The organism is Marinobacter salarius, assembly GCF_032922745.1.
Lineage (GTDB): Bacteria > Pseudomonadota > Gammaproteobacteria > Pseudomonadales > Oleiphilaceae > Marinobacter.
Genome location: NZ_CP136693.1, coordinates 3,186,851 through 3,211,683 on the forward strand (window position 1 = coordinate 3,186,851; position 24,833 = coordinate 3,211,683).

A 24,833-nucleotide genomic window follows, 5' to 3' on the forward strand; every position below is an offset into this window, starting at 1 on the left:
GGCCAACCACCCCATGCCCTCTCAATTGCAGGAAGCTCCCTACTCTCCCGCCAGGATTACACTGATCATATTCTCACTCGCCATGGGCGGGTTTGGGATAGGTACGGGAGAGTTTGCCATCATGGGGCTGATGCCCGGCGTTGCCGCGGATCTGGGGGTTACGGAACCACAGGTCGGCCACTTGATCAGTGCGTACGCGCTGGGCGTTGTCGTGGGAGCGCCGCTCCTGGCCATTGGCGGTGCCAGGCTTTATCGGCGGCACCTGCTGATCCTGTTGATGTCGTTCTACGCGCTGGGAAATATTGCCAGTGCCCTGGCGCCGGGGTACGGATCACTTCTGGTGTTCCGGTTCATCGCCGGCCTCCCCCATGGCGCCTATTTCGGTGTTGCCGCCCTGGTTGCCGCCTCACTCGTACCTTTTAACAAACGCGCCAAGGTCGTGAGCCTGGTCATGATGGGGCTTACCCTCGCGCTGTTGATCGGAAACCCACTGGCAACCATTCTTGGGCAACATCTGGATTGGCGGTATGCCTTTGGGTTTGTGGGTGCTATCGCAGCCCTTACCGGATTGATGATTGTTCTTTTCCTGCCCCTCAATCGACAAGAGGAACGGCAAAGCCCATTCTCGGAGATCCGGGCGTTCAATCGCCCGGAAATCTGGTATCCGCTCGCCATCGGCTCCATCGGGTTTGCCGGCATGTTTTGTGTATTCAGCTATATGGCTCCAACATTGTTGGAAGTCACCGGGGTCAATCCCTTCTGGATTCCGATCGCACTCGCGGTCTTCGGGCTCGGAGGATTCGTTGGCAACATCCTCGGAGGTTGGCTGTTTGATCGCCTCCAGTTCCGCAGCGTTGGCTGGATGTTGTTGTGGAGCATCAGCATGCTGCTTCTGTATCCCTACGCCACAGAAACCATCTGGACCATGCTGGTGATGTGCTTCCTGGTCGCCTTGATGGTTGGCCTTGGGCCCGCGCTGCAAACCCACCTGATGGACGTGGCGCACGGTGCCCAGACACTGGCCGCCGCCTCTCACCACGCAGCGTTCAACGTGGCCAATGCTCTTGGACCCTGGCTGGGCGGGATGGCTATCAGTGCCGGCCTTGGATGGCAGTCCACAGGGTATGTTGGTGCCACAACCGCCGTTGCCGGGCTCGCGATATTTCTGTTGGCATGGCGTCAGCAGTCCGGCCCAGAGCGTGCGGACAACAACGTTCCGTTATATTAATCGGGGTCGTAAAAGAGGGGCTGGGCATCGCAATGGTGCCTCGCGACTATGTGGCAGCGGAACTTGGAGCCGGCACGCTTCAGCATTTAAAGCTTGGCGCGGAGCCGGTACCCCGCTCGATCTACGCAATGTATTCGGATCGGCGGTACCTGCCAAGGCGTGCCAGGGAGTTCATCCAGTTTCTAAGGATGTCTCTGTAGTCATCTGTTTTATAACAGATCAGAACTTCCAGAACGGTGTATCCAGGCGCTGTGCAACAAGCTCAGGTGGGTAACCAACGTCCTTCAGAAGACGGGGTTCCATGGTCAGGACCAGGTGGAGGAAGTTACGCTTCATTCTCCACCCTTTGTACAGTGATGCGGCTCTTTTCATTTCAATCATCCATCTATCGATAACAACAAAGGGTTAAACCGTAATCGGTTTTAAGTAGTTACCTATTTTATGGATGATTCCTGTCCGGCCCCATACTTGGAAACCACTACGAGGCCTTGTTTTGGGGCCTTTGAGCCTAGCAACTTGTACCTATGCCGCCCCGTTCGACTTCTTTACAAGCGTCTTATACAGATCATCTTTCAGTTGCAGTCGCTGTTGTTTCATCTGGTGCAACTGATCGTCTCCGATCGGGGCATCCCTGCGTTCCAGGCCTTCGATTTCCTGGTCCAGCTCTGCGTACTGCCGAAAATGGTGCTGGAACGTCGGGTCGTTCTTTCTCAGTTCGTCGATCAATTCGCCAAACTGGGGGAATTCGTTATGAAGTTCGTGGTTGGAAATGCCCATTACCTCGTCTCCTTCTTTTCGCAGAGTGGTCAGTCAGGATGCCATTCATCATCGGGAGTTGTGAACCGTTAAAACGTTATAAAGCAGCTCCCTATAAATCCGAATCCAGCCGTTCCAATCCGAGAGAAGCTTTAAACTCACGATACTCATCACGGTAGACAATGGCACCGAGAGCCATCGCGGCCTTGGTGGCCATGCGATCGAAGCTCTCCCGGATCAGCCGGGGTATCCTGGCTTTCGGTCTAACGCTGGCCGTTTCAATCAGCACGGCGCCCATAACGAGCAACGCATCAATTCGACGGTTATCACGGTCGCCATCCATTATGTGGCGGGCGACCGATTGCGCGTCATTGAGTATCACCTTCTCGTCGTCGTTCAGTGTGGCGCCGTCGAACGCCATAAAGCTATGATAGCGACGCGCCCGTTTCATCATGAAGGCCTCGCGCACTGCCGGGTCCGATTCGCCGGAGTCCGGCCTGGTGTTGAGAAGTCCGTGAAGCCGGAAATCTACTTCCCCTGCTTCTCGTTTTTTTTCGAAGACGTGCCTGATATCAGCTCGGGCGATATCGGATGTGGTTTCCATAGCCTCGGCGATCACGGCATCAAACGTGGTTTTCTCGACCACGTCCAGGACACGCCGAATGGTATGGATAGACTTCATCAGCTCCGGCCACAGGCGCGGGTCCGCCTGGCCCGGTTCGTCCGGCATTTTGGTTTCGAGGGCCCGGGCACAGAAAAACGCCTTTTCAACGTCACGAATCGCAACGCCCGGTTCGTTCGCGATCCATTTGACGCCATAGTCATTGAGGTCTTCAATCAGGCTTGAGGTGAGAATAAGCAGGTAGTACTTCATACCGAGGGGAAGGTCTGTCATCAGCAGCACTCCTTCACAACAAGAGTTCCTGTCTACAGGTATAGCTGATTACAGGCTGAGTACCAGCTTTTCCGGGGTATCTCCCGCTCATCTTTGACAAAATGCTAATAGCTGGGAGCGATCAATAGGGTATAGGATGATTGAAAGAATCTGAGTATTGATCCGTTCACCTGAGGAAACTAGCACATGACGTACGCGCGAATTGTCGGCACGGGCTCCTATCTGCCCGAAAATGTCATGACAAACGAAGACATGGAGAAAATCGTCGACACCAGCGACCAGTGGATTCGTGAGCGTACCGGCATTGAACAGCGACACATCGCCGTAGAAGGCGAAACCACTGTCGATCTTGCTGAAAAAGCATCCCGCCAGGCCATTGAAGCCGCCGGTCTTCAGCCTGCAGACATCGACCTTATTGTGTTCGCCACGTCCACCCCTGACAAGATTTTTCCCAGCTCAGCGTGCATTCTACAGGCGCGACTCGATATCCATGGCTGCCCGGCTTTCGATATCCAGGCGGTTTGCAGCGGGTTTGTCTATGCATTATCGGTGGCTGACAAGTTCATCAAAACCGGCAGCAGCAAAAAGGTTCTGGTGGTTGGCGCGGAACTGTTCTCCCGCATTCTGGACTGGGAAGACCGAGGCACCTGTGTGCTGTTCGGTGACGGTGCCGGCGCCGTGGTGCTGGAAGCCAGCGAGGAAACCGGCATTCTGTCGACCCACATCCATGCTGACGGCAAATACGAAGACCTGCTCCACGTTCCCTTTGGTATTGGCGATGGTTTCGACCAGGTTCGGGCCGGCAAAGGCCATGTTCACATGAAGGGCAATGAAGTCTTCAAGATTGCCGTGAACACCCTGGGTAGAATTGTGGACGAAACCCTGGAAGCCAACCAGATGAAGAAGTCCGATGTGGACTGGCTAGTGCCGCATCAGGCGAACTTACGAATTATAGCGGCCACGGCTCGCAAGCTGAACATGTCCATGGACCAGGTAGTGGTCACCGTCAACAAACATGGCAACACCTCCGCCGCGTCGATTCCGCTAGCGCTGGACGTTGCCGTTCGCGACGGACGCATCAAGAAAAATGAGGTGCTGCTACTGGAAGCCTTCGGCGGTGGGTTTACATGGGGTTCTGCGTTAATTCGATTCTAACCATCTACCGCCATTCACGTTAGACGTATACTCTACTCGGTATCCGAATTCCCATAATAACGTCAAAGGGAAGATTCCGTGAACGAGAGTGCCCGCAGTACAACGCCGTCTGTCATCATTATTGGCACCGGCTTTGGCGGTCTGTGTATGGCCATACAACTCCAGAACGCCGGGATAGAGAGCTTTACCCTCTTGGAAAAGGCCTCTGGGGTCGGGGGCACATGGCGAGACAATACCTACCCCGGCGCTGCCTGTGACGTCCAGTCTCACCTGTACTCCTTCTCCTTTGAACCCAAACACGATTGGTCACGTAAGTTCGGGTTGCAGCCTGAAATTCTCGGCTATATGCGAAACTGCGTTGAGAAGTATGGCTTGGCGAAGCATATTCAGGTCAACAAGGAAGTCGACAGCGCAGTTTTCAACGAAGCCAACAACACCTGGACAGTTACCACCACCGACGGCGACTCCCTGACTGCCGATATTATCATCACCGCTACCGGCCAGCTGAATCAGCCAGCCTGGCCGAACATCCCCGGCCTGGATACCTTTGCGGGCAAGACGTTTCATTCCGCCCGTTGGGACCATAGCCACGACCTGAATGGCAAGAACGTTGGCGTGATTGGCACCGGTGCCAGCGCCATTCAGTTTGTGCCAGAAGTCGTGCCACAGGTAAACGCTCTCAGCCTTTTCCAGCGTTCTGCTGCCTGGGTGCTGCCGAAGCCCGACCGGCCGTTCTATAAATGGGAACAGACACTGTTCCAGAAAGTTCCAGCCTGGGACCGCATCTATCGTTTCCTGATCTATTGGAAGAACGAAAGTCGCGCCCTGGCTTTCACCCGTTTTAACAGCTTGCTCGAAATCTTTGCCAGGCAGGCGAAGCGTTTTGCCAAACACCAGGTTAGCGATCCCGAGAAGTTCAGGCATCTGATTCCGGACTACAAGATCGGCTGCAAACGGATACTGATTTCCAACGACTGGTATTCAGCCGTTGATCAGTCTCACGTCGAGCTTGTCAGCACTGGTATTGAGCGCGTCGTTGAGGAAGGCGTTATTACCACCGACGGTGCTCTGCATAAGCTGGACACGATTATCATGGGAACCGGGTTTGCAGCCTCGGAATTCCTGGCGCCGATAAACATCACCGGCCGCAATGGCGTGTCGCTTAACCAAGCTTGGACCAATGGATCTGAGGCCTATAAGGGCATTACAGTTTCCGGGTTCCCCAACCTTTTCATGCTCTACGGGCCCAACACAAACCTCGCCCACAACAGCATTGTGTATATGCTGGAGTCTCAGGTCCGGTATGTGCTCGGTTGCATCAACACATTGAGCGCAACACCCGGCATGGCTATGGATATAAAACCAGATCGGCTTCGAGCTTTCTCTGAGGACGTTCAGGCAAAGCTTAAAAACAGCGTTTGGGATTCCGGTTGCCACTCCTGGTATCTGGACAGTGATGGTAAGAACACGGTGAACTGGCCCGGCTTCACCTTCACCTACCGCAAGGCCACGCGAGAGGTGAACCCGGATGACTACGAGTTCCTGCACCCTTCAGCTTAGTCTTTATTTTCTCTATCCACGCTCGTCAATTTGACAGTTCGGATGTATTCATAGGATGATTGGGTCATCATTTATCAGGATCTTAAACATGCAGCTCGCCAGAATCTCCAAGGGTTCTCTCGTCGAAACCGCCATAGAAAGCCTGCGCCAAGCCATTGAAAAAAATCACTGGGCGATTGGCGAACGACTGCCCGTTGAAGCGCAACTGTCGGAATCCCTCGGCGTGAGCCGTAACACCGTTCGTGAAGCGGTCAGGGTCCTGGTGCATGTCGGCATGCTGGAGACACGTCAGGGGGATGGCACCTACGTTCGAGCCACGAAGGACGCTGGAGAAACCCTGCGAAGGATCAACCGCGCTCAGTTAAGAGACAAGCTCGAAGTACGGATTATGCTGGAGACCGAAGCTGCAAAGCTCGCAGCGGAACGTCGGGACGCAAAGGACCTGGAGAAAATGACGCTCGCTCTGGATGAGCGGGCGAAAGCCGGTGACGATGTTGAAAGCCGAATCCGTCACGATCATGCGTTTCATACAGCCCTGGTCGCAGCGTCACACAACCCTGCCCTGTCGGAGCTGTACGACTATTTTGCCCATGCGGTGACACAAACCATTGAACTGACCGAGCTCGATTCAGAACTTCCTGAACCTTCCCAGGAGGATCATGAACTGCTACTCGCCGCGATTCGACGACAGGACTCCGTTAAGGCGGAAACCCTGTCGAGGGCTTTGCTCCAGCCGAGCCTTAAAGCCTTGGGGAAGAAGCATCCATGAAATTCAGGCTCGATACCTTCACGCTATTGCTGTTGGGTGCGATTGTCCTTGCCACGTTCCTGCCGGTGCGTGGTGATGCCGCCAACGCCCTGGCAACCGCTGGCACCGTGGCTGTGGCACTCCTTTTCTTCCTTCATGGCGCGGCGCTTTCACGTGAACAGATCGTGGCCGGTGCCACCCATTGGCGGCTGCACATTATCATTACCGCTTTCACCTTCGTTTTTTTCCCCCTGGTGGCATTACCCATCAACGAAATCAGCCGCTTTGCGCCTCAGTGGATGCCGGCGGATCTGGGGTTGGGGTTCCTGTATCTGGGCGTGCTGCCGTCGGCCGTCTCTTCCTCGATTGCTTATACGGCCATGGCGAAGGGCAACGTGCCCGCCGCCATCTGCAGCGCCGCCGCTTCCAATGTGTTTGGCATGATGTTGACACCGTTCCTGCTGTTGCTGCTGGTGAGCACGTCGGGCGACGGCGGGTTTTCGGTCGCTGAGGCGCTCAAAGACATCGTGCTACAACTGCTTCTGCCGTTTGCGGTTGGCCACGGCCTGCGTCCTCTGCTGGGTGGTTTCCTGGCTCGGCACGGAACGCTCACCTCCCGCTATGACCAGTGTGTGATCTGGCTGATCGTGTATTCCGCCTTTTCCCATTCGGTCGCGAGTGGCCTGTGGCAAAACCTGCCTTTGAAGGCGATTCTGCTGGCCATTGGGTTGTGCTTCGCGCTGCTGGGATTCTTTATGGTACTGGCGATGTTTGTGGTTCGCCGGTTTGGATTCAGCCTGGAGGATGAGGCTGCCGTGGTGTTCTGCGGCTCAAAGAAGAGTCTGGCGTCCGGCCTTCCCATGGCCAAGGTGCTGTTCTCCGGACACCCCGGGTTTGGCATGATCGTGCTGCCGATCATGTGCTACAACCAGATACAGGTCATTGTGGGAGCCATGCTGGCTCAGGCGTATCGCCGCAGGATTGAGGCTGCGTCAGCCGCCGCCCCCCATTCCACTGAATAAGGTTGCTAATACGGCCAAGCCGACAATCCAGCCTATCACCGCGGGCCAGAAGTTAACCATCTGCGGCGGCAGTTCTTCCTGTGGCTGCTGATCACCCGTTGGCGTTTCCGCCTCCATGTCCTCCTCGGCGTCATGCTCCTGCGCGTCCCGCAGGCTATACCAGTCGAACCACCCCGCCAGAAACTGCACAACCGGCGCCGGGAAACTGCCGTTTTCCGCCATCGGCCGAACCTGAGGCTCCAGCGCGTCGGCAATTTCCTTGCGAACATGAGGCTGATCTGCAGGAGGCTCCCCGAGAATGGCTTTCCAGATCTGTGCGTCCTTGCTGCGGCTGGAATCGTTCAGCAGGGCTCGGACCTGAATCACCACCTCTCGCACCACTTGTCGTTCCGAGGCATCCAGCTCCTGATCCTCCTGCCTCACTGCCACAGGGGTATCAGCAACCTGAGGCTGTTCTTCATTACCGGCATCGGATGGTTCGTTGTCCGTTTGCGGCTCGCCGCCCGTTGCTTCCTTGAAAGCCTGCCGCAACCGTTCAAGCTCCTCCCCAGAGGCGAACTTTTCTTGTTGCTCATAAGCCGCCCTGATACGGGCATGATCACCGGTGGGCTCGATACCCAATACTTCCCAACAATTCATAGAGTTATAACTCATTCATCAGACTTTCATTAAATTTTAGAGAGACAAATGTAATCTGGTCACATAGGATATAAAAAAAGCGTTCACCATAAAAAAATCCCACACTCGGCAAAGTATAAAACGACACTCATGCCCGTTACGACCTATCTCATTAAAATTCCGGGGCTTGTTCGCCCTAATGCGTATCGCAGTCGCCTGATCTCGGTGTTTGCGGGCACGTTCATCGCCGTTGTTCCGGTGGTAGCGGCGGTAGCGGAGGAAAGCAACGAGCAAACTTTCGAGCTGGCAGCGCTTGGCGATTCACCGGAAGCCTTTGAAATGGATTCCAGAATTCCAGAGGTACTGACCACAACCCGTCTCAGGCAACCGAAGTCACGTGTGCCCGGCACGACCACCATCATCACCGGCGAAATGATCCGGGATCTCGGCATCATGAACCTGGTTGAAGTATTTCGCCTGGTCCCTGGCATGACGGTAGCCGAGGTTGGGAGCAACAGTCCGGTAACGAGCTACCACGGTACTGTACATTACGAGCAGCGCCGACTGCAGGTTCAGGTCGATGGCCGTACGTCGTACCGCCCTAACCTGTCCGACATGGACTGGAATACCATGCCGGTTCCCCTGGAGCTGATAGAACGAATCGAGGTCAGCCGTGGCCCAAACAGCGCCGCGTATGGCATCAATGCCTTCCTCGGGACCATCAATATCATCACCCGTGCGCCCGAGGATACGGCCGGCATCGAAGCCCGCGCCATTACCGGCTCCAGAGGCTATAAAAGAGTGTTTGGTTCCGCCGGCAACGCCTCTGGCGACTACAACTGGCGCCTGGCCTACGAGAAGCGAAAATCGGACGGCTTTGATGAGCAGGTAGACGATGACATCTACTACCCCTTCCATGATGGCTATGACATCAACACCTTTACGTACGACAGCAGTTTGTTCTTGAACAGCCAGTACAGTCTGGACTTGCGCGGCGGTGTGGTGGATGGCGTTGACGAGGAGGACCAGATCAAGAACGGGAAGCTCGGCGCCAATGACCACCCTGACATCATCGTCGATGACTACTATCTACAAACCCGCCTGAACGTAACGACCTCCGAAAGCCATTTCTATCATGTTCAGGCCAGCTTCCAAAACTATGATCGACGGCAGCGCTGGAGCATCTGCATTCCCGGGGATACCTTTAACAATATTCTTCAGGGAAACAGCCCTGATCTCGTCCCCTGCGCCGCGAACGAAGTAGACCCTTTCAGGGCAAACTTGAATGAAGACATCGAGGAATCCCGCCTGGAGTTCGAAATCCAGGATACCCTGTTGTTCAACCCGGACCTCAAACTGGTATCAGGTCTTGGTTATCGTAAGGACACTTATCGATCGGAAACCTATTTCAATGGCCGCGGTAACAATTACCAGTCGCAGGTTTTTGCGAACCTTGAGTATTCCCCTTTACGTTGGCTTACCCTGAACGCTGGCGGCAATTGGGAAAAAACCACCACCACGGATGAAGGCTACTTTTCACCCAGGGTGGCTGCCAACTTCATCCTGGCGAATAACCACACGCTTCGATTTGTCTACTCCGAGGCAGTCCGGACGCCGGATGCGTTCGAGCAGAATCCGGACTGGTCCTATCGCCCCAGGAATGTCCAGCCGCCTTACGCTTTCCTTGAAGGGCAACGGTTCCTGGTGGCTAATCTGGTCGACCCCGCCACGTCGACGTATGGCAAAACACTTGAAGAAGAGCGCATAATTTCCCGGGAAATAAGCTATTTTGGTCAGTATTACCTGGACAGATCTACCTTGTCACTGGAAGTTCGATATTTCAACGACAAACTCCGCGACATGATCAGTGGCATTATCAACGAAGAAGACTGGACCATTGACAACAATGTCGCACTCGATCAAAAAGGCTTTGAAGTCGAAGCGTCACTGGACTTTCCCGGTACGAAGCTGAGGATGAGCTATGCTTATCTGGATCAGGACGGTCGCTATACCGGCGCCAATGATCGTGATGCCGGTGACAAACGATACGCCATTGACTTGCTCGGGCGGTTGTCGGTCAGGCATTCAGGAAGTTTTGCGTGGATACAGGACCTGCCTTTCAATCTGACCTCGTCCGCAGCGTACTATTTTGCGGATGAGTTCCGACGTTCACAGTTTGAACGTCTGGACCTAAGACTGGCAAGGCGCATTTTCGAAACCGGCTACAGCTATGAGTTTGCCGTTACCATGCAACACTATCTGGACCAGGACACGACGGATCTGAGCCCCGATAACATTATCAGGGATCATAACCAATTCTTCGCTGAAGTCGGCGTAAGATTCTAAAAGCACCACACGGACGATAACCGACCCTGGACGGTATGAAACCAACGCACAACACTAAAATAGGGAGAGATACAAGCGGCGATGCCAGTCGGCGCGCACTGGTCAGCGCCGTACTGTTCCTGCTTGTCGTGTTGTCCTTGTCTTTTCAGCCTGTTCGCGCGCAATCCACGTCCGATTCCCAGGTGTATCTGGCCGGTTCCGAGAACTCGGCTTTAAACCGCCGCATGCGCTCCCTTCTTCAGGAGGCGCTGGGAAGTACCGCCACCATTCGCTCCCTCAGTAGCGGCCAGACGTCTCAGGACAATACCACACCAGTCATCACGCTCGGACCAAAAGCCTTTACACGGGTCAGGCAGGAAAATCGTCATGTGCCTATCCTGGCGTTGCTTGTGGATCAATCGTTTATTGACGGATACGCTGAGCGCTCCGCGGGTTCGGTTTCCGGCATACTGTACAACCCCCCATTGATCAGACAGGCCGTCGCTGGGCAAGAGATCCTGCCTCATGCGACCCGAGTGGCGATGCTTGCCCGTCCCGAAACCATTGAGCTTTACGAGCCTGTGGTCGACAAATTGCCAACCTACGGCCTCGAGGCGCGGGTATTTGTCGTTAGCTCCGACGACAACCTGATACCAACGCTCATTCATGCGCTGAACTATGGTGACTTTATTCTGGCCGCGCCGGACAGTGGTATATACAACCCCAGGACTATCAAACACATCCTGCTGACCGCCTACCGTCGTAACCGCATTGTTATCGGCCCCAGTCAGGCCTATGTTAAAGCGGGATCGCTGGCGTCGACCTATACACCTTTAACCGAGATTGCCAAACTGGCGGCTGAATACATAGAACAATACCGCCTCGACGGCCAGTTCCCCCCGCCCGCCTATCCCAACGTTTTCAGAATCGAGCTTAACGGCCAGGTTGCGCGTTCACTGAACATTCCGCTGCCCGACCGTGAGGAAATTATCGAGTCTGTCAGCGAGCGGCTTGCCGGTTCCAAGGAGGCGTCTGATGATTAAGCGTATGGGCAGGCCAATCTCCCTCACGCGGAAGCTGTTGCTACTGGGTGCCGCACCGGCGACTGTCATGTTCATCGTGCTGATGGTGTTCTTTACGTCTGCACGGCTTGACGACGCTCGCAAGGACCTTTCGGACAGTAGTCAAATGCTTGCTGACAGCCTCGCTCCAGCGGTTGAGTACGCCGTCGTTTCAGGGAACGCGGCCTCCCTTGAACAGATACTGTCGCAATCATTGCGGCGTAGTCGGGCCCAATGGATCCGCGTCTCTAACGTGGTAAATGACGAGGTTGGATTTGTCTCCACAGACGACCCTGGCAATATCAGTGCTGAGGACACCTTCGACGTCTTTGAATCAGAGATACTCCAACAGCCGCTAGACCTAGGTGAAGAGCGCCAGAACGAATGGTTCGAACCAAACTACGGGTTCGGGTCGGGAGCGCTTCGTGTGGGTACGGTTCAGGTCGGTGTCAACAAAGCCCAACTCGCTGCACGCCAGCAAGACATCCTTTGGACATCATTAGCGGTTGGTTTTTCGCTGCTGTTGTTTACGCTATTAATCGTCAATCATTCGCTGAATAGCATTGTCTCACCTATCCACGGCTTATCCCGTCGGGTTGCAAAACTGACCAATCGCGAATACGAAGAAGTTGAGGTCGGCCTTACAGGTACCACCCGGGAAACCCAGGAACTGGAGGAGAGCCTGAACGCCCTCTCCAGGCATCTTCGAAATCTCAAAGCATCCAGGGATGAAACTCTGGCTTCCTCTGAAAAAGCCCGTGAACGCTCGGAAATGGCGAATCGAGCCAAATCCGAGTTTCTTGCCACCATGAGCCATGAGTTACGAACACCGCTCAATGGTGTTCTGGGGATGATCGAACTTGTGACCGATGAAGCCCTGAGCGCTCGACAGAAAGACTATCTCCAGACAGCGCGGCAGTCCACCGAGGATTTGCTGACGGTTATTAATGACATCCTGGACTACTCCCATATTGACCGCGGTACGCTGGAACTGGATAGCCGCGAATTTGACCTGAAAGAACTCATCACCAACTGCACCGCCAGCTACCGTCATGTAGCGGAGCAGCAGGGTTTGGTCCTGTCAACCCTATTCACGGGAGATTGGCCAGACCATCTGGTTGTACTGGGTGACGCTCCGCGCCTGCGTCAGATCCTGGCGGGCCTTATCGATAATGCCATCAAATTCACAGGCGACGGTTTCATCAAAGTTCAGGCTGGCTTTTTCGCCGTTGAAGAGAACTGTCTGGTGCTCAACTGCACTGTCAGCGACTCGGGCTGTGGCATTCCGGTCGAGCGGATTCAAGACATCTTTAACTCCTTTGAGCAACTCGATACCGGTGATTCACGTCGTTATGGCGGCACCGGAATGGGGCTCTCGCTGGTCCAGAGACTGGTGGAACTGATGGGAGGCCACGTTAAAGTTCAAACGGACATTGGGAAAGGGTCACAGTTCCGCTTTGAACTACCCTTTGAACTGGCAACCCAGGGAGATCACTTTGAGCAGGCAGAAAAGGCCCCCATCGAAGCCGGCAGTGAGCAAGCCCGCGCTTTGGTCGTAGAGGACAACATTGTGAACCAGAGGGTCGCCACCGCTTTGCTTAAACGGTTAGGCTTTGACACAGATACTGCTGCCAATGGTGAGGAGGCGCTGCAACTTGTCCAGACCAACCACTCAGGCTACGACGTTATCCTGATGGACTGCCAGATGCCTGTAATGGACGGCTATGAAACAACCCGCTGTATCCGGGAATGGGAAAAGAGTAACGGCCAGGGCGGAACACCCATTATCGCGCTGACAGCCGACGTCCTCCCGGGAACCGAATCCAGTTGTCGAGAAGCGGGCATGAACGATTACCTGGCCAAGCCAGTAAGAAAAGAAAATCTGAGAGTGGTACTCAGCCGCTGGATACGGGTGTAACCAGCGGCCCTTCGTAAGACGGAAAGGTTACGCGACGGGCTCACGCATGGTGACGAACTCTTCGGCGGAGGTCGGATGGATACCGATGGTGCTGTCGAATTGCTCTTTGGTCGCGCCAGCTTTCAGGGCAACCGCTATCCCCTGGGTAATTTCCCCCGCATCGGGCCCAACCATATGAGCACCCAGCACCCGGTCTGTGTCAGCGTCCACCACCAGTTTCATCAGTGACCGCTCATCCCGCCCACTCAAGGCATGTTTCATCGGTTTGAACTCCGACCGGTAGATACGGAGCTTATGCCCGGCCTCCCTTGCCTCAGCTTCCGTCAGGCCGACCGTTCCGATATTGGGCTGGCAGAATACCGCCGTCGGAATGCTTGTATAGTCCATCTCGCCCTGGCCGTCTCCGAACAGTCGGCGAGAAAGCACCATACCCTGTGCCAGCGCCACCGGCGTCAGTTGCGGTGTGCCGATAACATCTCCGAGGGCTGTAATGGAGGGCACGGCCGTCTGAAAGTGATCGTCCACAACCACATGGCCGGAGGCACTGAGCTGAACCCCAAGTGCCTCAAGCCCCAGGCCATCCACCAATGCACGGCGCCCGGTAGCCGCCATCACAAGACCAGTGTTCATACGGGAGCCATCGGTCAGGTCGAGGTTGTAGTGGGTGTCCTCGCTCTCGATGGATTCGATATTGACGCCAAAGCGCAGGTCCACGCCCTTCTTGCGTATTTCCGCAGCGGTAAACTCTCGGATGTCCTCATCGAAGCCGCGAAGAAACAGGTCCCCCCGATAAAGAAGTGTCGTCTTAACGCCAAGCCCGGCAAGAATACCGGCAAATTCAACCGCTATGTAACCACCGCCCCAGACCACAGCCTGCCTCGGCAGTTGCGGCAGGTAAAACATCTCGTTCGAGGTAAGAACACACTCCTTGCCGGGCACATCCGGGACCACTGGCCAGCTGCCGGTGGCAATGGTGATATGCTTCGCCGTATAGGACCGTTCTCCCACCACAATGGTGTGAGCGTCGGTCAGCGACGCGGTGCCTTCAATCACCGTAACGCCGGCATTGGCCAGCATACGCCCATAGATCCCGTTAAGACGTTCGATTTCTGCGTTCTTGTTGGCAACCAGTCTGGTCCAGTCAAAACTCACCTGGTCGCCGGGCACGTTCCATCCATACCCCGCAGCGTCCTCAATGTCTTCTCCGGCGTGGGAACCATAGACAAACAACTTCTTGGGTACGCAACCCACATTGACGCAGGTCCCGCCCAGGTAGCGCGATTCCACCACGGCCACTCGAGCTCCCTTGGCCGCCGACATGCGCGCCAGTCTGACACCGCCGGAGCCGGCTCCCACAACAATAAGATCAAAATCCTGTCTGTCAGACACAGTATCTCCTGTCGTTTTCGACAATCTGTTGGTTCAACCGGATGCCGCCGCCTGTTCGTCGGGGCGGACCTCGCGGAATAGTATATGATCCTCAAAGCTCCCCAGCCGAATAGTGCCAAGGCTTCGGAACCCTTCTGACTCGTAGAAGGGAAGGTATCGGCTGTTGCCCGTATCCAGGACAAGCCCACTCCCCCGGGGATTTTCCCCGCAGAGCCGCTCAACCGTGGATAACAGCAATCGCCCATATCCTTTGTTCTGATAGTTCGGATTCACCCCCATCAACGGCAACTGGTGAGCCAGGGGCTGGGGGAGCATTTCCCGTATCCTCTCATGGTAATCCAGGTAGCGACGGGTGCAGGCGAACCCTGTTGTCAAAACCATACGAATGCGCCAACTAAACTGCTCCGCGAGATTCAGCCGGAGTTCAGGCTCGCCAATAAAAGCAACGGCCACAAGTGTATCGTTCACCAATACGCCAACAGCGTCCTGGTTCAGATCAAAATAGAGGTCGATCAGTTCCCGAACGGTGGCGCGGACACGTTGCTGGTAACCGGGGCGACCGTGGTCAAAAAGGTACTGGAACGTGGGCTCGTCACGGTAGGCATGAACCAGTATGGAAATCGCCTCATTTCGGGCGCTCCTGTCAAGGCGGACAATGACCGGCTGCGGATTGTTCTTGTTTTCTGTACCGTCGTTCATCAGATGCTCTCCAGTTGCCTGTCTCAGATCGTCAGTGTCAGACGTACGGCTACAATTCCCGGGTCGTTCTGCCGGTCCATGGATGCCTGATCTATCCGGACACCGTGGCCGGTGTTCAACCGTTCCAGCCAACTTGCCACTTCGGTAAATGGTACGCCCTCGAGCCAGACGCGAATGGCGTCCTCCCCGCTGGGCTCAAAGCGCTGCAGGGAAAGGCCTGCCTCGCTGGCGCTACGCGTCACCAGTGCCATCAGCGCACGGCCGTCTGCGGGCGTATCAGCACCTGCAGCGCCTTGAGACGTTCCAGTACTGGACAGACGTTCCAATGACTGATGATTGGCCTCAAGCCACGCCAGCAACTCGGTGGCGCGATCCCTCTCGCCCACGGCTTGGCTATGGAACTCCGTGGCGGGGCGCCAAACTCCGAAGTAGAGAATGCCCAGGAGAACGGCCATCGCAAGAACCGACAGAGCCTGCTGGTCCCTGCGAGGCAATTGGTCATACTGGGCGATGAGTTTTCCGACGGCTGGCTGTTCCTTGATCCTGTTTAACATGCCATTATCCTCCCGAAACCGTCAGGCGACCGCGGGCGCCATCGGATTCATTAACCACCGAGCCGATCTTCGCTTCCAATCCCCGACTGGTCAGGCCATTTCTCAGGGTACTGAGCTTGTCATAGCTGTCCGCCCGCACATCTACCACAAGTTCCCCTCGATTCCGGCTGTAGTTAACCGAATTGAAATTGACAGCGCGTGAATCGGGAATCTTCGAATACTGTTCACCCGTGTACTTCATCAACGTGATAAAACCGGCGTCCGGCCCCTCCGCCTGAAGTTGACGCATTTGGCCTTCAACAACCCGGCGTACGTTTCCTGAATGGGTCCTGGTATCTCCCGGGAAGGCTTCACGATAAACCGCCATCGCCTGTCCGCGGATCTCGTCGGCTTGCTGCTGGTGATAGAACCCCATACCTACTTCCACGCCAATCTGGATCACAAACCATACGCAGGCCACGGCAACAAGTGGTTTCCACGCGCCCAACACACTCGATTTACCCGTGCGGATGCTATAGGCCCCCTGGCACAGGTTGATCGGTTGGCAAAGGTGATGATGGTGGGAATGTGCCAGCAGTTCCAGAGGCATCAATTCAAGCGTTTCCTCGCGGACCGTCAAGCGCCCAGATGATTTCAACTCGCTCAAGTCAGACTGCTGACGCTCATATTCCTGCTGAGTGCCGTAGACCGTGACCGGCACCTCGGCAACCACTTCATCAGAAGGCGGAAGCGCGAGCGTCTGAGCGAACATCGCCAGGTTCCGCGCATGCACGCTGAGCCATTCCCCTTGGTCACTGGACAGCATGGCGGAATCGCCATCCAAACATACCGACCAACCACCTTCAGTGACGGGCAGCAAGCTGGAATCCGGGTAGATCGCATCCAGCTTAAGGTGATTCCACCCACTGAACATCGCCACCCATTCCGCCATTTGCCCATGGTCTATAGCGGCCACCCGAAAACCCTTCTCCGTGCGGTTGCCAAGGGCCAGATGAACGTTCTCGATATCCTGGGCAACCTGTTCCTCAACCGCATAGGGAAGCGCCTGATGCACAAATCGCGTTTGTTTAGCGGGAATGTCAGCTACGCAAAACAACGCTTCGTCGCCGGGGATGAGGCCGACCAACAGCACGTTCTCAAGGTCATTCTGGGTCAGGGTCTGTTCAATGACATCTTGTGAATCCGCTGTTCCCCGGGCCTGGGCATCTCCACTGGCATCCACCAGCACCCAATTGTACAACTGGGCTTCCGGGTTGGCGTCGAGGTCCGCGAACGGTGGCCGCGGCCTGACGTAGAGGCGATATGACATTCTGAACAGTTTCCTTTTTCGAAACCCTCTCGGGGTTATCGGTTCTTTTTGTAACGATTTTGCGGCACCGGACTTCCCTATTCCTCGGAGACGCTGAACGGTTCTTTGGTAATGCGATTCTTTTGCCCGATGTCACGAGAAACGGTCTGCATCTCACCTTCCGGGCTGCGATAAACCGTGCTGACCAGGTTGGCAACCCGATTATCGTAAGTAATACGCGACACCACTTCAAAAAAACGAGTCTGCAGGCCCAGGCCGGTTGACTTGAGGCCAAGGCCGGCGAACTCCGGTAACGCCAGGAAGTCCTGTACGTTCTCGAAGCGCTCCTCCAAACGCCTCTCAAGAATAGCGTCTGCCTGCGCCTGTGTCAGTTCCTCGTGAAGGGACCTGAGTACCGGTGCCGTCGCGGTATTCACATTGATGCCCAAGCCGGTCACAGGTAACGCCGATACGTGAGGCCTTAGTGCCCGGTAGGCTTCCTTGGTCATACCATCGATCATGCGGAGTTCGGAGACATCGACAAAGGGCTGGTTGCCGGCCCGGTAAGCCGGATCCTCAGACAGGTACCGCCCGTCCTCTGCTCCATCGGCGCTGATGGTCTGGTCGTTCGGATCGATCCAGTCGACCAGCGCATCGACTTTGACCCTGGTGATTTCAAGAACCAGGAGCAAACGGGCTATACGATCACGAACAACAGGGTCGACCTGTCCGTTGGCACTCACCAGATCATTAAGGTTGATCCGGCCGCCGAGATCATCAACTTGAATTTCAACCACGCCATTATCATCGAGAGGGAGGATTGCGGCATTCTTGGCCCAGAACTCATCCAGGCTGTCCACCATAAGGTTGTTTTCCTTATCGTCCTCAAAGTCCCGTACCAGAATCTGGCGGGCGAAAGCTTCCGCCCCCAGGGCGACGCTGTGCCCCTGCTGTTGGGCAAGGTAGTGACTGGCGCGGAACACCCGCACGCTTTGCTGCTGCGTCATGCCTGTGGCCAACATGACCACCAGTGCCATGGCGAGGAGTACCATGATCAGCGCCACTCCGCCCTGGGAATTAGCCGGTCTTCCGTTGAATGGACGTTTAGCCACCAACTGCTCCTGTTTCGGAAGAGTTCTGGTTCTGGTCCTGTTGCTGGTCATCGTCCTGATCATCCGCGGCGTCGTTGGCGCTGTTCACCACACCCTGGGCAACGTCATTATCAAAATCAGGAAGCGTAAAGGTCCTTACCAGCTCACCAAAGCGTTCGTGCTCTATGGTGACCTCAATACCCAACGGTAAGGGAATGTCGGGGCGCGTACCCGGCGTCGTGTTGGCCATACTCTCTTCGTCAGGCCATTCATCCCGCCAGTTTCGCTGGTCATCCAGAAAGCGGACGGAGAAGTCGGTCACGTTAGTGAGCAGAAGTAGGTCCTGGCTGTTGTCTTCCTGCCCCCTGTCGACGGTTACCCAGTACCGCCGGCGCAATTCGTCCCCGGTGTATTCCCAGCCCACCCGTTGCAGACTGCTGCGTCGGGTTCCAAGCGGATTGCGCCACCCCTGACGGGTGAGAATCAACGAAAATTCCTCCTCACGGCTGGTCAGTGCGGGACGAAAATCGCCGTATATGTCACGGGCGGACCGGTTCACCACCTGGGTAATATCCCGGTCCAGCAAGAGCATGGTGCGTTGAATGTCATCAAACTGTTCCGCCACTTCGTTGACCCGATCCCTGGACGAGACCACATTGCCCAGCACCTGCCATACCCCGAGGCCGATAACAGCGGTGATGGTTACCGCGATCAGCACCTCCATCAGGGTAAAGCCCGCTTGAGCGGAAGGATGCGACCGGTGTTGGGAAACGATCATGGGGGCCGACATCAGTTCTCACCAATAAATGCAGACAACGTGTGAATCGGGGCGGGCTCCGTTCTGTTGCCGCGGTATTGCGCCACCGATACCTCAACCCTAAGAATGGACGGGTCCTCTGTGGCAAGGACAGCGGTCGTTACCTGCCATCGATAGGCCCCATATTCGATGTCGTCCGAGTTCTCTGAAATAGAGGGAAGGTTTTCCTGAAGCCGGATTTCGTTGATGCGATTGTCTGCCACCCAGCCAGCCAGGGTTTTGTCGCGAATTCGCTCATAACTGGAAATATACTGACTGCCAACCTCAGCGGCCGCGGTCGCAATCAGGCCAAACACCAGCAAAGCCACCAGGACCTCGATCAGTGTAAAACCGCGTTGCCCCTTCATTCTTCCTCGCCCTCCTCACTCCCGGGATGGCGCCATTCCAGGGGAGAAATGCCATCAGACGCGATGGTGTGCATCCGGGAATCGTCTCGGCCAACAAGGAACTCAATCTCAAAGGTCGTGGTTTCACCGCTGGAGAAAAACACCACATCTGGCCTTAGTTCATCTTCGTCTGATGCAAGGCGTGGGGTATCGCTTTCGATGTATTCAGTCACCGTGATCCATTCCGGAAAGCTTCGTGTCCGGAACATCCGCTCGGCTGGCTGCTTCCATTCGCCACTCAACTCTTCCCAGGCGACAAAACGATAGCTGTCATCCTCGAGGATCAGGCCCAACTCAGTATTGTTCAGTATCGACTGCTCTGAGGCAGTCTGCATCAGCAGGTAAAGCTCGCGTACTTCATTTTCCATCTCGCGATCACGCGAGCTACCACCCATCGACATAACGGCAAGCGCCGCGAGCAGTCCAACCACCACCAGGACAACGAGTATTTCGATCAGTGTAAAGCCCGACTGTCGCGTCCTGGAGAGCACGATCAGTCCCTGACCTTCCATACACTGATGTCGGCGTTGTCGCCGTCACCGCCTTCCCGGCCGTCCGCACCATAGGAATACAGGTCATAGGGGCCTTCCCTGCCTGGATTAACATACTGGTATGGCGCGCCCCAGGGGTCCTCAGGAACGCTGTTCAGGTACCCTTCCGGATTCCAGTTCCTCGGCTCGGGGCTGCCGCTGGGTTTGGACACCAGTGCCTCAAGGCCCTGTTGGGTTGACGGGTAATGACTGTTATCGAGGCGGTAGAGATCCAGCGCGTTTGCGATGTTGCTCATCTGTGTTTCGGCAACCGTCACACGGGCCTGGTCACTTCGCCCCATGATATTGGGCGCCACAATGGCTACCAGCAAGCCCAGAATAACCATGACCACCATGATTTCGATCAGGGTGAAACCCCGTTGTGCCACTTGATATTTCATTGTTTCGCTCTTCATCTGTCCCTATCTCTGGGTTTGGAAATGGGGTTGGCCCGCCGGTCCTGGCCTAGCCAACCAGGTTGCTCATATTCAGGATTGGAAGCATGATTGCCAGCACGATAATCAACACAACCACGCCCATCAACAGCAGCATCATCGGCTCAAACAGGCCCACGATGGCGGCAATCTTGGATTGCAGAGTGTTCTCCTGCATCGTCGCTGTCCGCTCCAGCATACTGTCCAGTTCGCCGCTGGCTTCACCGCTGGCGATCATGTGCAGCATCATCGGTGGGAAGTAACCCGTCTGGTCCAGCGAGCGATGCAGGGAACCGCCTTCACTCACCTTTCTTGCTGCATCCCGCAATTCCTCGCGCAGGTGGTCATTCGAGAGCACCTCACCGGCAATACGCATGGCTTCTACCAACGGCACGCCGCTGGTGGTCAGAATGCTCAGTGTACTGGCATAGCGCGCGGTATTGACGCCACGAACCATGCCTGAAAACAGCGGCATGTTGAGCAGGCTTTTATGAAAGCGGAGCCGGAACGAAGGTTTCTTTAATGACCACCGGAAAGCAACCAGTGCAATAATGATCAATATCAGCAGATAGATACCGTAGTTGCCGAGGAAATCAGAGACCGCCAGCATGGCTGCCGTCAGCGCCGGAAGCTCCTGCCCCTGCTTCACAAACACCTCGATGATGTCCGGCACGACATAGGTCAACAGGAACACCACAATGGCGATCGCCACAACGCTGAGAATGATTGGGTAAATGGCCGCCAACTGGATTTTTTGACGGGCCTCCTGCCGGGCCTCGGTATAGTCCGCCAGCCGGTTGAGAACTAAATCCAGGTGCCCGGCGTGTTCACCCGCCGCCACAGTGGAACGGTAGAGCCGTGGAAACGCCCGGGGGAACTCACCGAGGCTATCCGCCAGGCTGTAACCCTCCATCACTTTCGCGCGTATGGCGATCAGCATGCTGCGAATACGCGGTTTCGAAGACTGCTGGGCGGCCGCCGAAAGCGCCTGTTCAATGGGGATGCCGGACTGGATAAGCGTCGCCAACTGACGGGTCACCAGGGCCAGATCCGCCGTGGCCAGGCTGCCCCGGCTGCTCAATGGGTTGCTCCGGGCCTGTTTCTCCGAGGCCGGCTCCACCGCCAGGGGCGTCAGGCCCCGTTCACGCAATTGTTGGCGAACCGCCCTTGGTGCATCGGCCTCAACAACGCCCTGTTTCTGTTTTCCGCGACTGTCGAGCGCCTTGTAATCAAATGCTGGCATGCAGTTATCTGCTCCGGTGGGTCACGCGAAGGACCTCTTCGACCGTGGTCACCCCATCCAGGATTTTCTGGACGCCATCGGCATGGATGCTGGGGCCATGGAGCCTGGCCTCGTGTTCGAGATCCAGCTCCCCTGCCCGTTTATGGATCAATGAGCTGATTTCCTCGTTGACCTCGACCACTTCGTATATGCCTATACGGCCCCGATACCCCAAATGGTTGCAATGTTCGCAACCCTTGGCGCGATGAATCGTCGGCGGATTGGCCGGGTCCTGCTGCAGGAATTCGCAATGCTCTTCGCTCGGCGTGTAGGGTTCACAACAGTCCTTGCAGAGTACCCGAACCAATCTCTGGGCCACGATGCCCACCAGACTGGAAGAAATCAGGAACGGCTCAATGCCCATGTCCATCAGGCGGGTAATCGCACCCACTGCTGTGTTGGTGTGGAGAGTCGACAACACCAGGTGACCGGTCAAACTGGCCTGGACGGCGATTTCCGCCGTTTCCAGATCACGGATTTCACCAATCATGACCACATCCGGGTCCTGACGCAGAATGGCCCGGAGCCCACGCGCGAACGTCATGTCCACCTTGGTGTTGACCTGGGTCTGGCCAATACCTGGCAGGTTGTACTCGATCGGGTCTTCAACGGTCAGTATGTTCCGACTGCGATCATTGATTTCCTGCAGCGACGCATACAACGTTGTCGATTTACCAGAACCGGTGGGACCGGTTACCAGCAGGATGCCATAGGGCCGATAGATCAGCCGGCGCAGTGTTTTCAGATCGCCGCCTGCCATACCCAGGGATTCCAGGCGAATGCTCCCGGCCTGCTTGTCCAGAAGACGCAATACCACCCGTTCACCGCTGGATGACGGCATGGTGGACACACGAATGTCTACTTCACGTCCGGCAACTCGCAGAGCGATACGACCATCCTGTGGCACCCGTTTTTCTGCGATGTCCAGCTTGGCCATAACCTTGATCCGCGACACCAGCAAGGGCGCCAACGCACGCTTGGGCTGCACCACTTCCCGAAGTACACCGTCCACCCGGAAGCGCACCACAAGCCGTGTTTCGTAGGTTTCGATATGGACATCAGAGGCGCTGGTTTTGACCGCCTCGGTAAGAATGGCGTTGATGAGCCGGATGATCGGGGCGTCGTCTTCCTGCTCCAGCAGATCTTCGGTTTCCGGTACCGAATCCGCCAGCGACGCCAGGTCCATATCATCGCCAATACCTTCCACCATCTGCATGGCTTCGGCGGAATCATTCTGATAGGCCGCATTCAGCGCCGCGTCGAACCGGGCCGGATCAATGGGAGAGAACCTGGCGCGCCCACCACTGATGCGATTGGCTTCCGCCAGCGCCGAATGACCCGCCCCGGGCCTTACCAGGATTACAGGATCGCCGTCGTCGTCACGGGTCAGGATCACACCGTTGCGTTTGGCGAACGTGAAAGGTAAACGGCCGAGCGGAGCATCCTGCGGCTGAAGTTCTGTGTCTGTGTCCACGATCGTCCTCGTTTTGTTGCCGGGGCGGAAAGAAAAATGTTCCAGAATCCCTTTTTATTCAATTAATTCAGGAAGGCTACCATAGGATATGGAACCGCTGAATAACTCTATACACTATACTGCCAATAAATCGTTGCAGTCTGATAACCTGTGGGCCTTTTGCCGGCCCACACCTGCTCTTTTCGGGACATTCAATGCTTTTTACCAGTTCAAGGTTACCACTGATACTCACCATCGTCGCAGGCATCGCCATGATCACTGTGACAGCGTGGCAGGGCGTTCGTTTCTGGCAGGCTGAAACCAGTGCTGGCGACACCACTTCCGCTACAGGCATGGCAATAGCGGAAACCGGCACCCGGAAGGTACCAGAGGTAAACCTGGCCTCTTTTGCCCTGTTTGGAGAACCTGGCAAAGAGGTCCCCCAATCGGAACCCGACACCGAGAACCTGCCGGAAACCAATCTGCGTCTGTTTCTCCGCGGTGTATTGGCTGCATCCGGCGACTTTCCCGGCAGCGCCCTGGTTGAAGACGACAAACGAAACACCGAAGCCTATCTTGTCGGTGATCAGCTGCCCGGCAACGCCACACTTCGATCAGTACGTGCCAATCGAATCATTATTGAGCGTGGCGGCAAGCTGGAAAATCTCTACTTTCCAGAAGACGAGGACAGATCCGGTATCTCGATGGCCTCCACGCAAACCTCCGAGGACCAGGAAGAGCCCCGTGGCACACAGATACGTCCATCAGGCGTAGATAAACGCGCCTCCTCCGCCAACACAGACACCAGCGACCAACGCCGGGAGGAAATTCGGCAGCGCCTGGAACAACTTCGTGAACGCCTGAGAGCCAACAACTGAGGGCCGCCATGGAGACGGCCGCATCGAATCCTCGCCGCCGCGGTTCCCTGCTTTCCATGCTACTCATGGTCATCACGCTATCGGTGGCCGCCTTCGAACTCAGCGAACGACTCATGTCCTACGTGCGTTCGGAGTTCGGCGAGGAGGCCCACGGCCGGCTGGAAACCTGGCAGAGCCTCTACGATATGGCGTCCCGGGCAGCCATCGACCGACAGCTCCGGCTCGTGAATTCCTTTTTTAACCGGGTCCGGTTTGTCAGCGACATTGCCCACTGGGGAGAAGAAGACTACTGGGCGACGCCCGTTGAATTGCTGACCACCAACGGCGGAGATTGCGAGGACTTCTCCATCGCAAAATACCTCACCCTTAAATCCATGGGCGTTCCCGACGAGCAACTACGCATTGTCTACGTCAAGGCGCTGGAGCTGAACCAGGCGCATATGGTGTTGGCGTGGTATCCCGAGCCCGACGCCGATCCATTGATCCTCGACAACCTTATTAATGAGATCAAACCCGCGTCCCAGAGACGGGACCTGGAACCGGTCTACAGTTTTAACGGTGACGGCCTTTGGCTGAACCGCTCCGGTGGTGACTCCGAACGAATCGGGGAAGCGAGAAAACTGGAGCACTGGCAAAGCCTCAATGATCGCATGGTGGACAGCCTTCGCTAGACTCACCGCTGTCGGCATAAGACACAAGACTTGTCGTCACACGACACTGCGTTAACAGTACCCGGCGGTACAATC

General features: G+C 56.0%; 25 protein-coding genes. 11 read left to right on the top strand and 14 right to left on the bottom strand.

Translation table 11 applies throughout. The features are described from left to right. The first annotated feature begins 13 nt into the window (after positions 1 to 13). Together R1T46_RS14735 and R1T46_RS14740 are read left to right on the top strand one after the other, a co-directional pair. Positions 14 to 1,228 carry an MFS transporter gene (locus R1T46_RS14735; protein ID WP_317305941.1) on the top strand — a complete coding sequence of 405 codons (1,215 nt, stop codon included), beginning with the start codon at positions 14 to 16 and terminating at the stop codon, positions 1,226 to 1,228. Positions 1,229 to 1,260: 32 nt separating this feature from the next. Then, complete coding sequence (locus tag R1T46_RS14740) at positions 1,261 to 1,428, top strand: LysR substrate-binding domain-containing protein (RefSeq protein ID WP_317305942.1); 168 nt, start codon at positions 1,261 to 1,263, stop codon at positions 1,426 to 1,428. 322 nt (positions 1,429 to 1,750) lie between these two features. Here R1T46_RS14740 and R1T46_RS14745 read toward each other — a convergent pair whose 3' ends face one another. Further along, a complete protein-coding gene (locus tag R1T46_RS14745; RefSeq protein WP_036207155.1) occupies positions 1,751 to 2,005 on the bottom strand; it encodes a YdcH family protein in 255 nt (84 codons plus the stop codon). A 91-nt stretch (positions 2,006 to 2,096) separates the two neighbouring features. After that, positions 2,097 to 2,879 (bottom strand): hypothetical protein, encoded by a 783-nt coding sequence (locus tag R1T46_RS14750; protein ID WP_317305943.1) that lies wholly within the window; start codon positions 2,877 to 2,879, stop codon positions 2,097 to 2,099. 186 nt (positions 2,880 to 3,065) lie between these two features. Here R1T46_RS14750 and R1T46_RS14755 point away from each other — a divergent pair, with 186 nt between their 5' ends. The 4 genes from R1T46_RS14755 to R1T46_RS14770 all read left to right on the top strand — a co-directional run bounded on the left by R1T46_RS14755 (position 3,066) and on the right by R1T46_RS14770 (position 7,364). Further along, entirely contained in the window at positions 3,066 to 4,034 is a 969-nt protein-coding gene (locus R1T46_RS14755; RefSeq protein WP_317305944.1) for a beta-ketoacyl-ACP synthase III, read from the top strand. Between the two features lie 78 nt (positions 4,035 to 4,112). After that, complete coding sequence (locus R1T46_RS14760) at positions 4,113 to 5,594, top strand: NAD(P)/FAD-dependent oxidoreductase (protein WP_317305945.1); 1,482 nt, start codon at positions 4,113 to 4,115, stop codon at positions 5,592 to 5,594. Between the two features lie 88 nt (positions 5,595 to 5,682). Next, complete coding sequence (locus R1T46_RS14765; RefSeq protein WP_317305946.1) at positions 5,683 to 6,363, top strand: FadR/GntR family transcriptional regulator; 681 nt, start codon at positions 5,683 to 5,685, stop codon at positions 6,361 to 6,363. Then, a complete protein-coding gene (locus R1T46_RS14770) occupies positions 6,360 to 7,364 on the top strand; it encodes a bile acid:sodium symporter family protein (protein WP_317305947.1) in 1,005 nt (334 codons plus the stop codon). Before R1T46_RS14765 ends, R1T46_RS14770 begins: the two co-directional genes overlap by 4 nt. On the opposite strand, the gene R1T46_RS14775 is transcribed toward R1T46_RS14770, so the two are convergent. Beyond that, positions 7,335 to 8,003 (bottom strand): J domain-containing protein, encoded by a 669-nt coding sequence (locus R1T46_RS14775; protein ID WP_286749064.1) that lies wholly within the window; start codon positions 8,001 to 8,003, stop codon positions 7,335 to 7,337. The two genes, R1T46_RS14770 and R1T46_RS14775, sit on opposite strands and share 30 nt — an antisense overlap. Positions 8,004 to 8,132: 129 nt before the next feature. On the opposite strand from R1T46_RS14775, the gene R1T46_RS14780 reads away from it, so the two are divergent. The 3 genes from R1T46_RS14780 to R1T46_RS14790 are packed head-to-tail and all read left to right on the top strand — an operon-like array spanning position 8,133 to position 13,286. After that, a complete protein-coding gene (locus tag R1T46_RS14780) occupies positions 8,133 to 10,328 on the top strand; it encodes a TonB-dependent receptor plug domain-containing protein (RefSeq protein WP_317305948.1) in 2,196 nt (731 codons plus the stop codon). Between the two features lie 35 nt (positions 10,329 to 10,363). Then, positions 10,364 to 11,350 carry an ABC transporter substrate-binding protein gene (locus R1T46_RS14785; RefSeq protein ID WP_317305949.1) on the top strand — a complete coding sequence of 329 codons (987 nt, stop codon included), beginning with the start codon at positions 10,364 to 10,366 and terminating at the stop codon, positions 11,348 to 11,350. After that, positions 11,343 to 13,286 carry an ATP-binding protein gene (locus R1T46_RS14790; RefSeq protein WP_317305950.1) on the top strand — a complete coding sequence of 648 codons (1,944 nt, stop codon included), beginning with the start codon at positions 11,343 to 11,345 and terminating at the stop codon, positions 13,284 to 13,286. Before R1T46_RS14785 ends, R1T46_RS14790 begins: the two co-directional genes overlap by 8 nt. A 27-nt stretch (positions 13,287 to 13,313) precedes the next feature. On the opposite strand, the gene gorA is transcribed toward R1T46_RS14790, so the two are convergent. The 11 genes from gorA to gspE all read right to left on the bottom strand — a co-directional run bounded on the left by gorA (position 13,314) and on the right by gspE (position 23,230). Further along, the gene (gene gorA / locus R1T46_RS14795; protein WP_317305951.1) at positions 13,314 to 14,675 is read right to left on the bottom strand and encodes a glutathione-disulfide reductase; all 1,362 of its coding nucleotides are present in this window, start codon (positions 14,673 to 14,675) and stop codon (positions 13,314 to 13,316) included. Positions 14,676 to 14,708: 33 nt separating this feature from the next. Continuing rightward, positions 14,709 to 15,374 (bottom strand): GNAT family N-acetyltransferase, encoded by a 666-nt coding sequence (locus R1T46_RS14800; RefSeq protein ID WP_317305952.1) that lies wholly within the window; start codon positions 15,372 to 15,374, stop codon positions 14,709 to 14,711. 23 nt (positions 15,375 to 15,397) lie between these two features. Beyond that, the gene (locus tag R1T46_RS14805; protein WP_317305953.1) at positions 15,398 to 15,928 is read right to left on the bottom strand and encodes a type II secretion system protein M; all 531 of its coding nucleotides are present in this window, start codon (positions 15,926 to 15,928) and stop codon (positions 15,398 to 15,400) included. Between the two features lie 4 nt (positions 15,929 to 15,932). Further along, complete coding sequence (gene gspL / locus R1T46_RS14810; protein WP_317305954.1) at positions 15,933 to 17,237, bottom strand: type II secretion system protein GspL; 1,305 nt, start codon at positions 17,235 to 17,237, stop codon at positions 15,933 to 15,935. A gap of 77 nt (positions 17,238 to 17,314) precedes the next feature. Continuing rightward, positions 17,315 to 18,328, bottom strand: coding sequence for a type II secretion system minor pseudopilin GspK (gene gspK, locus R1T46_RS14815; protein ID WP_317305955.1), 1,014 nt, complete (start codon positions 18,326 to 18,328; stop codon positions 17,315 to 17,317). Next, entirely contained in the window at positions 18,321 to 19,097 is a 777-nt protein-coding gene (gene gspJ / locus R1T46_RS14820; RefSeq protein ID WP_317305956.1) for a type II secretion system minor pseudopilin GspJ, read from the bottom strand. The genes gspK and gspJ overlap by 8 nt, the downstream gene beginning before the upstream one ends. Beyond that, entirely contained in the window at positions 19,097 to 19,471 is a 375-nt protein-coding gene (gene gspI / locus R1T46_RS14825; RefSeq protein ID WP_317305957.1) for a type II secretion system minor pseudopilin GspI, read from the bottom strand. Before gspI ends, gspJ begins: the two co-directional genes overlap by 1 nt. Beyond that, a complete protein-coding gene (gene gspH / locus R1T46_RS14830) occupies positions 19,468 to 20,022 on the bottom strand; it encodes a type II secretion system minor pseudopilin GspH (protein WP_317305958.1) in 555 nt (184 codons plus the stop codon). The genes gspI and gspH overlap by 4 nt, the downstream gene beginning before the upstream one ends. Further along, the gene (gspG, locus tag R1T46_RS14835) at positions 20,004 to 20,441 is read right to left on the bottom strand and encodes a type II secretion system major pseudopilin GspG (RefSeq protein WP_228301494.1); all 438 of its coding nucleotides are present in this window, start codon (positions 20,439 to 20,441) and stop codon (positions 20,004 to 20,006) included. The genes gspH and gspG overlap by 19 nt, the downstream gene beginning before the upstream one ends. A gap of 64 nt (positions 20,442 to 20,505) precedes the next feature. Further along, on the bottom strand, positions 20,506 to 21,717 hold the full coding sequence (gene gspF / locus R1T46_RS14840) for a type II secretion system inner membrane protein GspF (protein WP_213480095.1): 1,212 nt from the start codon (positions 21,715 to 21,717) through the stop codon (positions 20,506 to 20,508). Between the two features lie 4 nt (positions 21,718 to 21,721). After that, on the bottom strand, positions 21,722 to 23,230 hold the full coding sequence (gene gspE / locus R1T46_RS14845) for a type II secretion system ATPase GspE (protein ID WP_213480096.1): 1,509 nt from the start codon (positions 23,228 to 23,230) through the stop codon (positions 21,722 to 21,724). A 194-nt stretch (positions 23,231 to 23,424) separates the two neighbouring features. Between gspE and R1T46_RS14850 the strand changes: the two genes are divergently transcribed. Continuing rightward, positions 23,425 to 24,087: a type II secretion system protein N gene (locus tag R1T46_RS14850; RefSeq protein WP_317305959.1), complete on the top strand. Its 663-nt coding sequence runs from the start codon at positions 23,425 to 23,427 to the stop codon at positions 24,085 to 24,087. An 8-nt stretch (positions 24,088 to 24,095) separates the two neighbouring features. Continuing rightward, on the top strand, positions 24,096 to 24,758 hold the full coding sequence (locus R1T46_RS14855; protein WP_213480098.1) for a transglutaminase-like cysteine peptidase: 663 nt from the start codon (positions 24,096 to 24,098) through the stop codon (positions 24,756 to 24,758). Positions 24,759 to 24,833 lie beyond the last annotated feature (75 nt).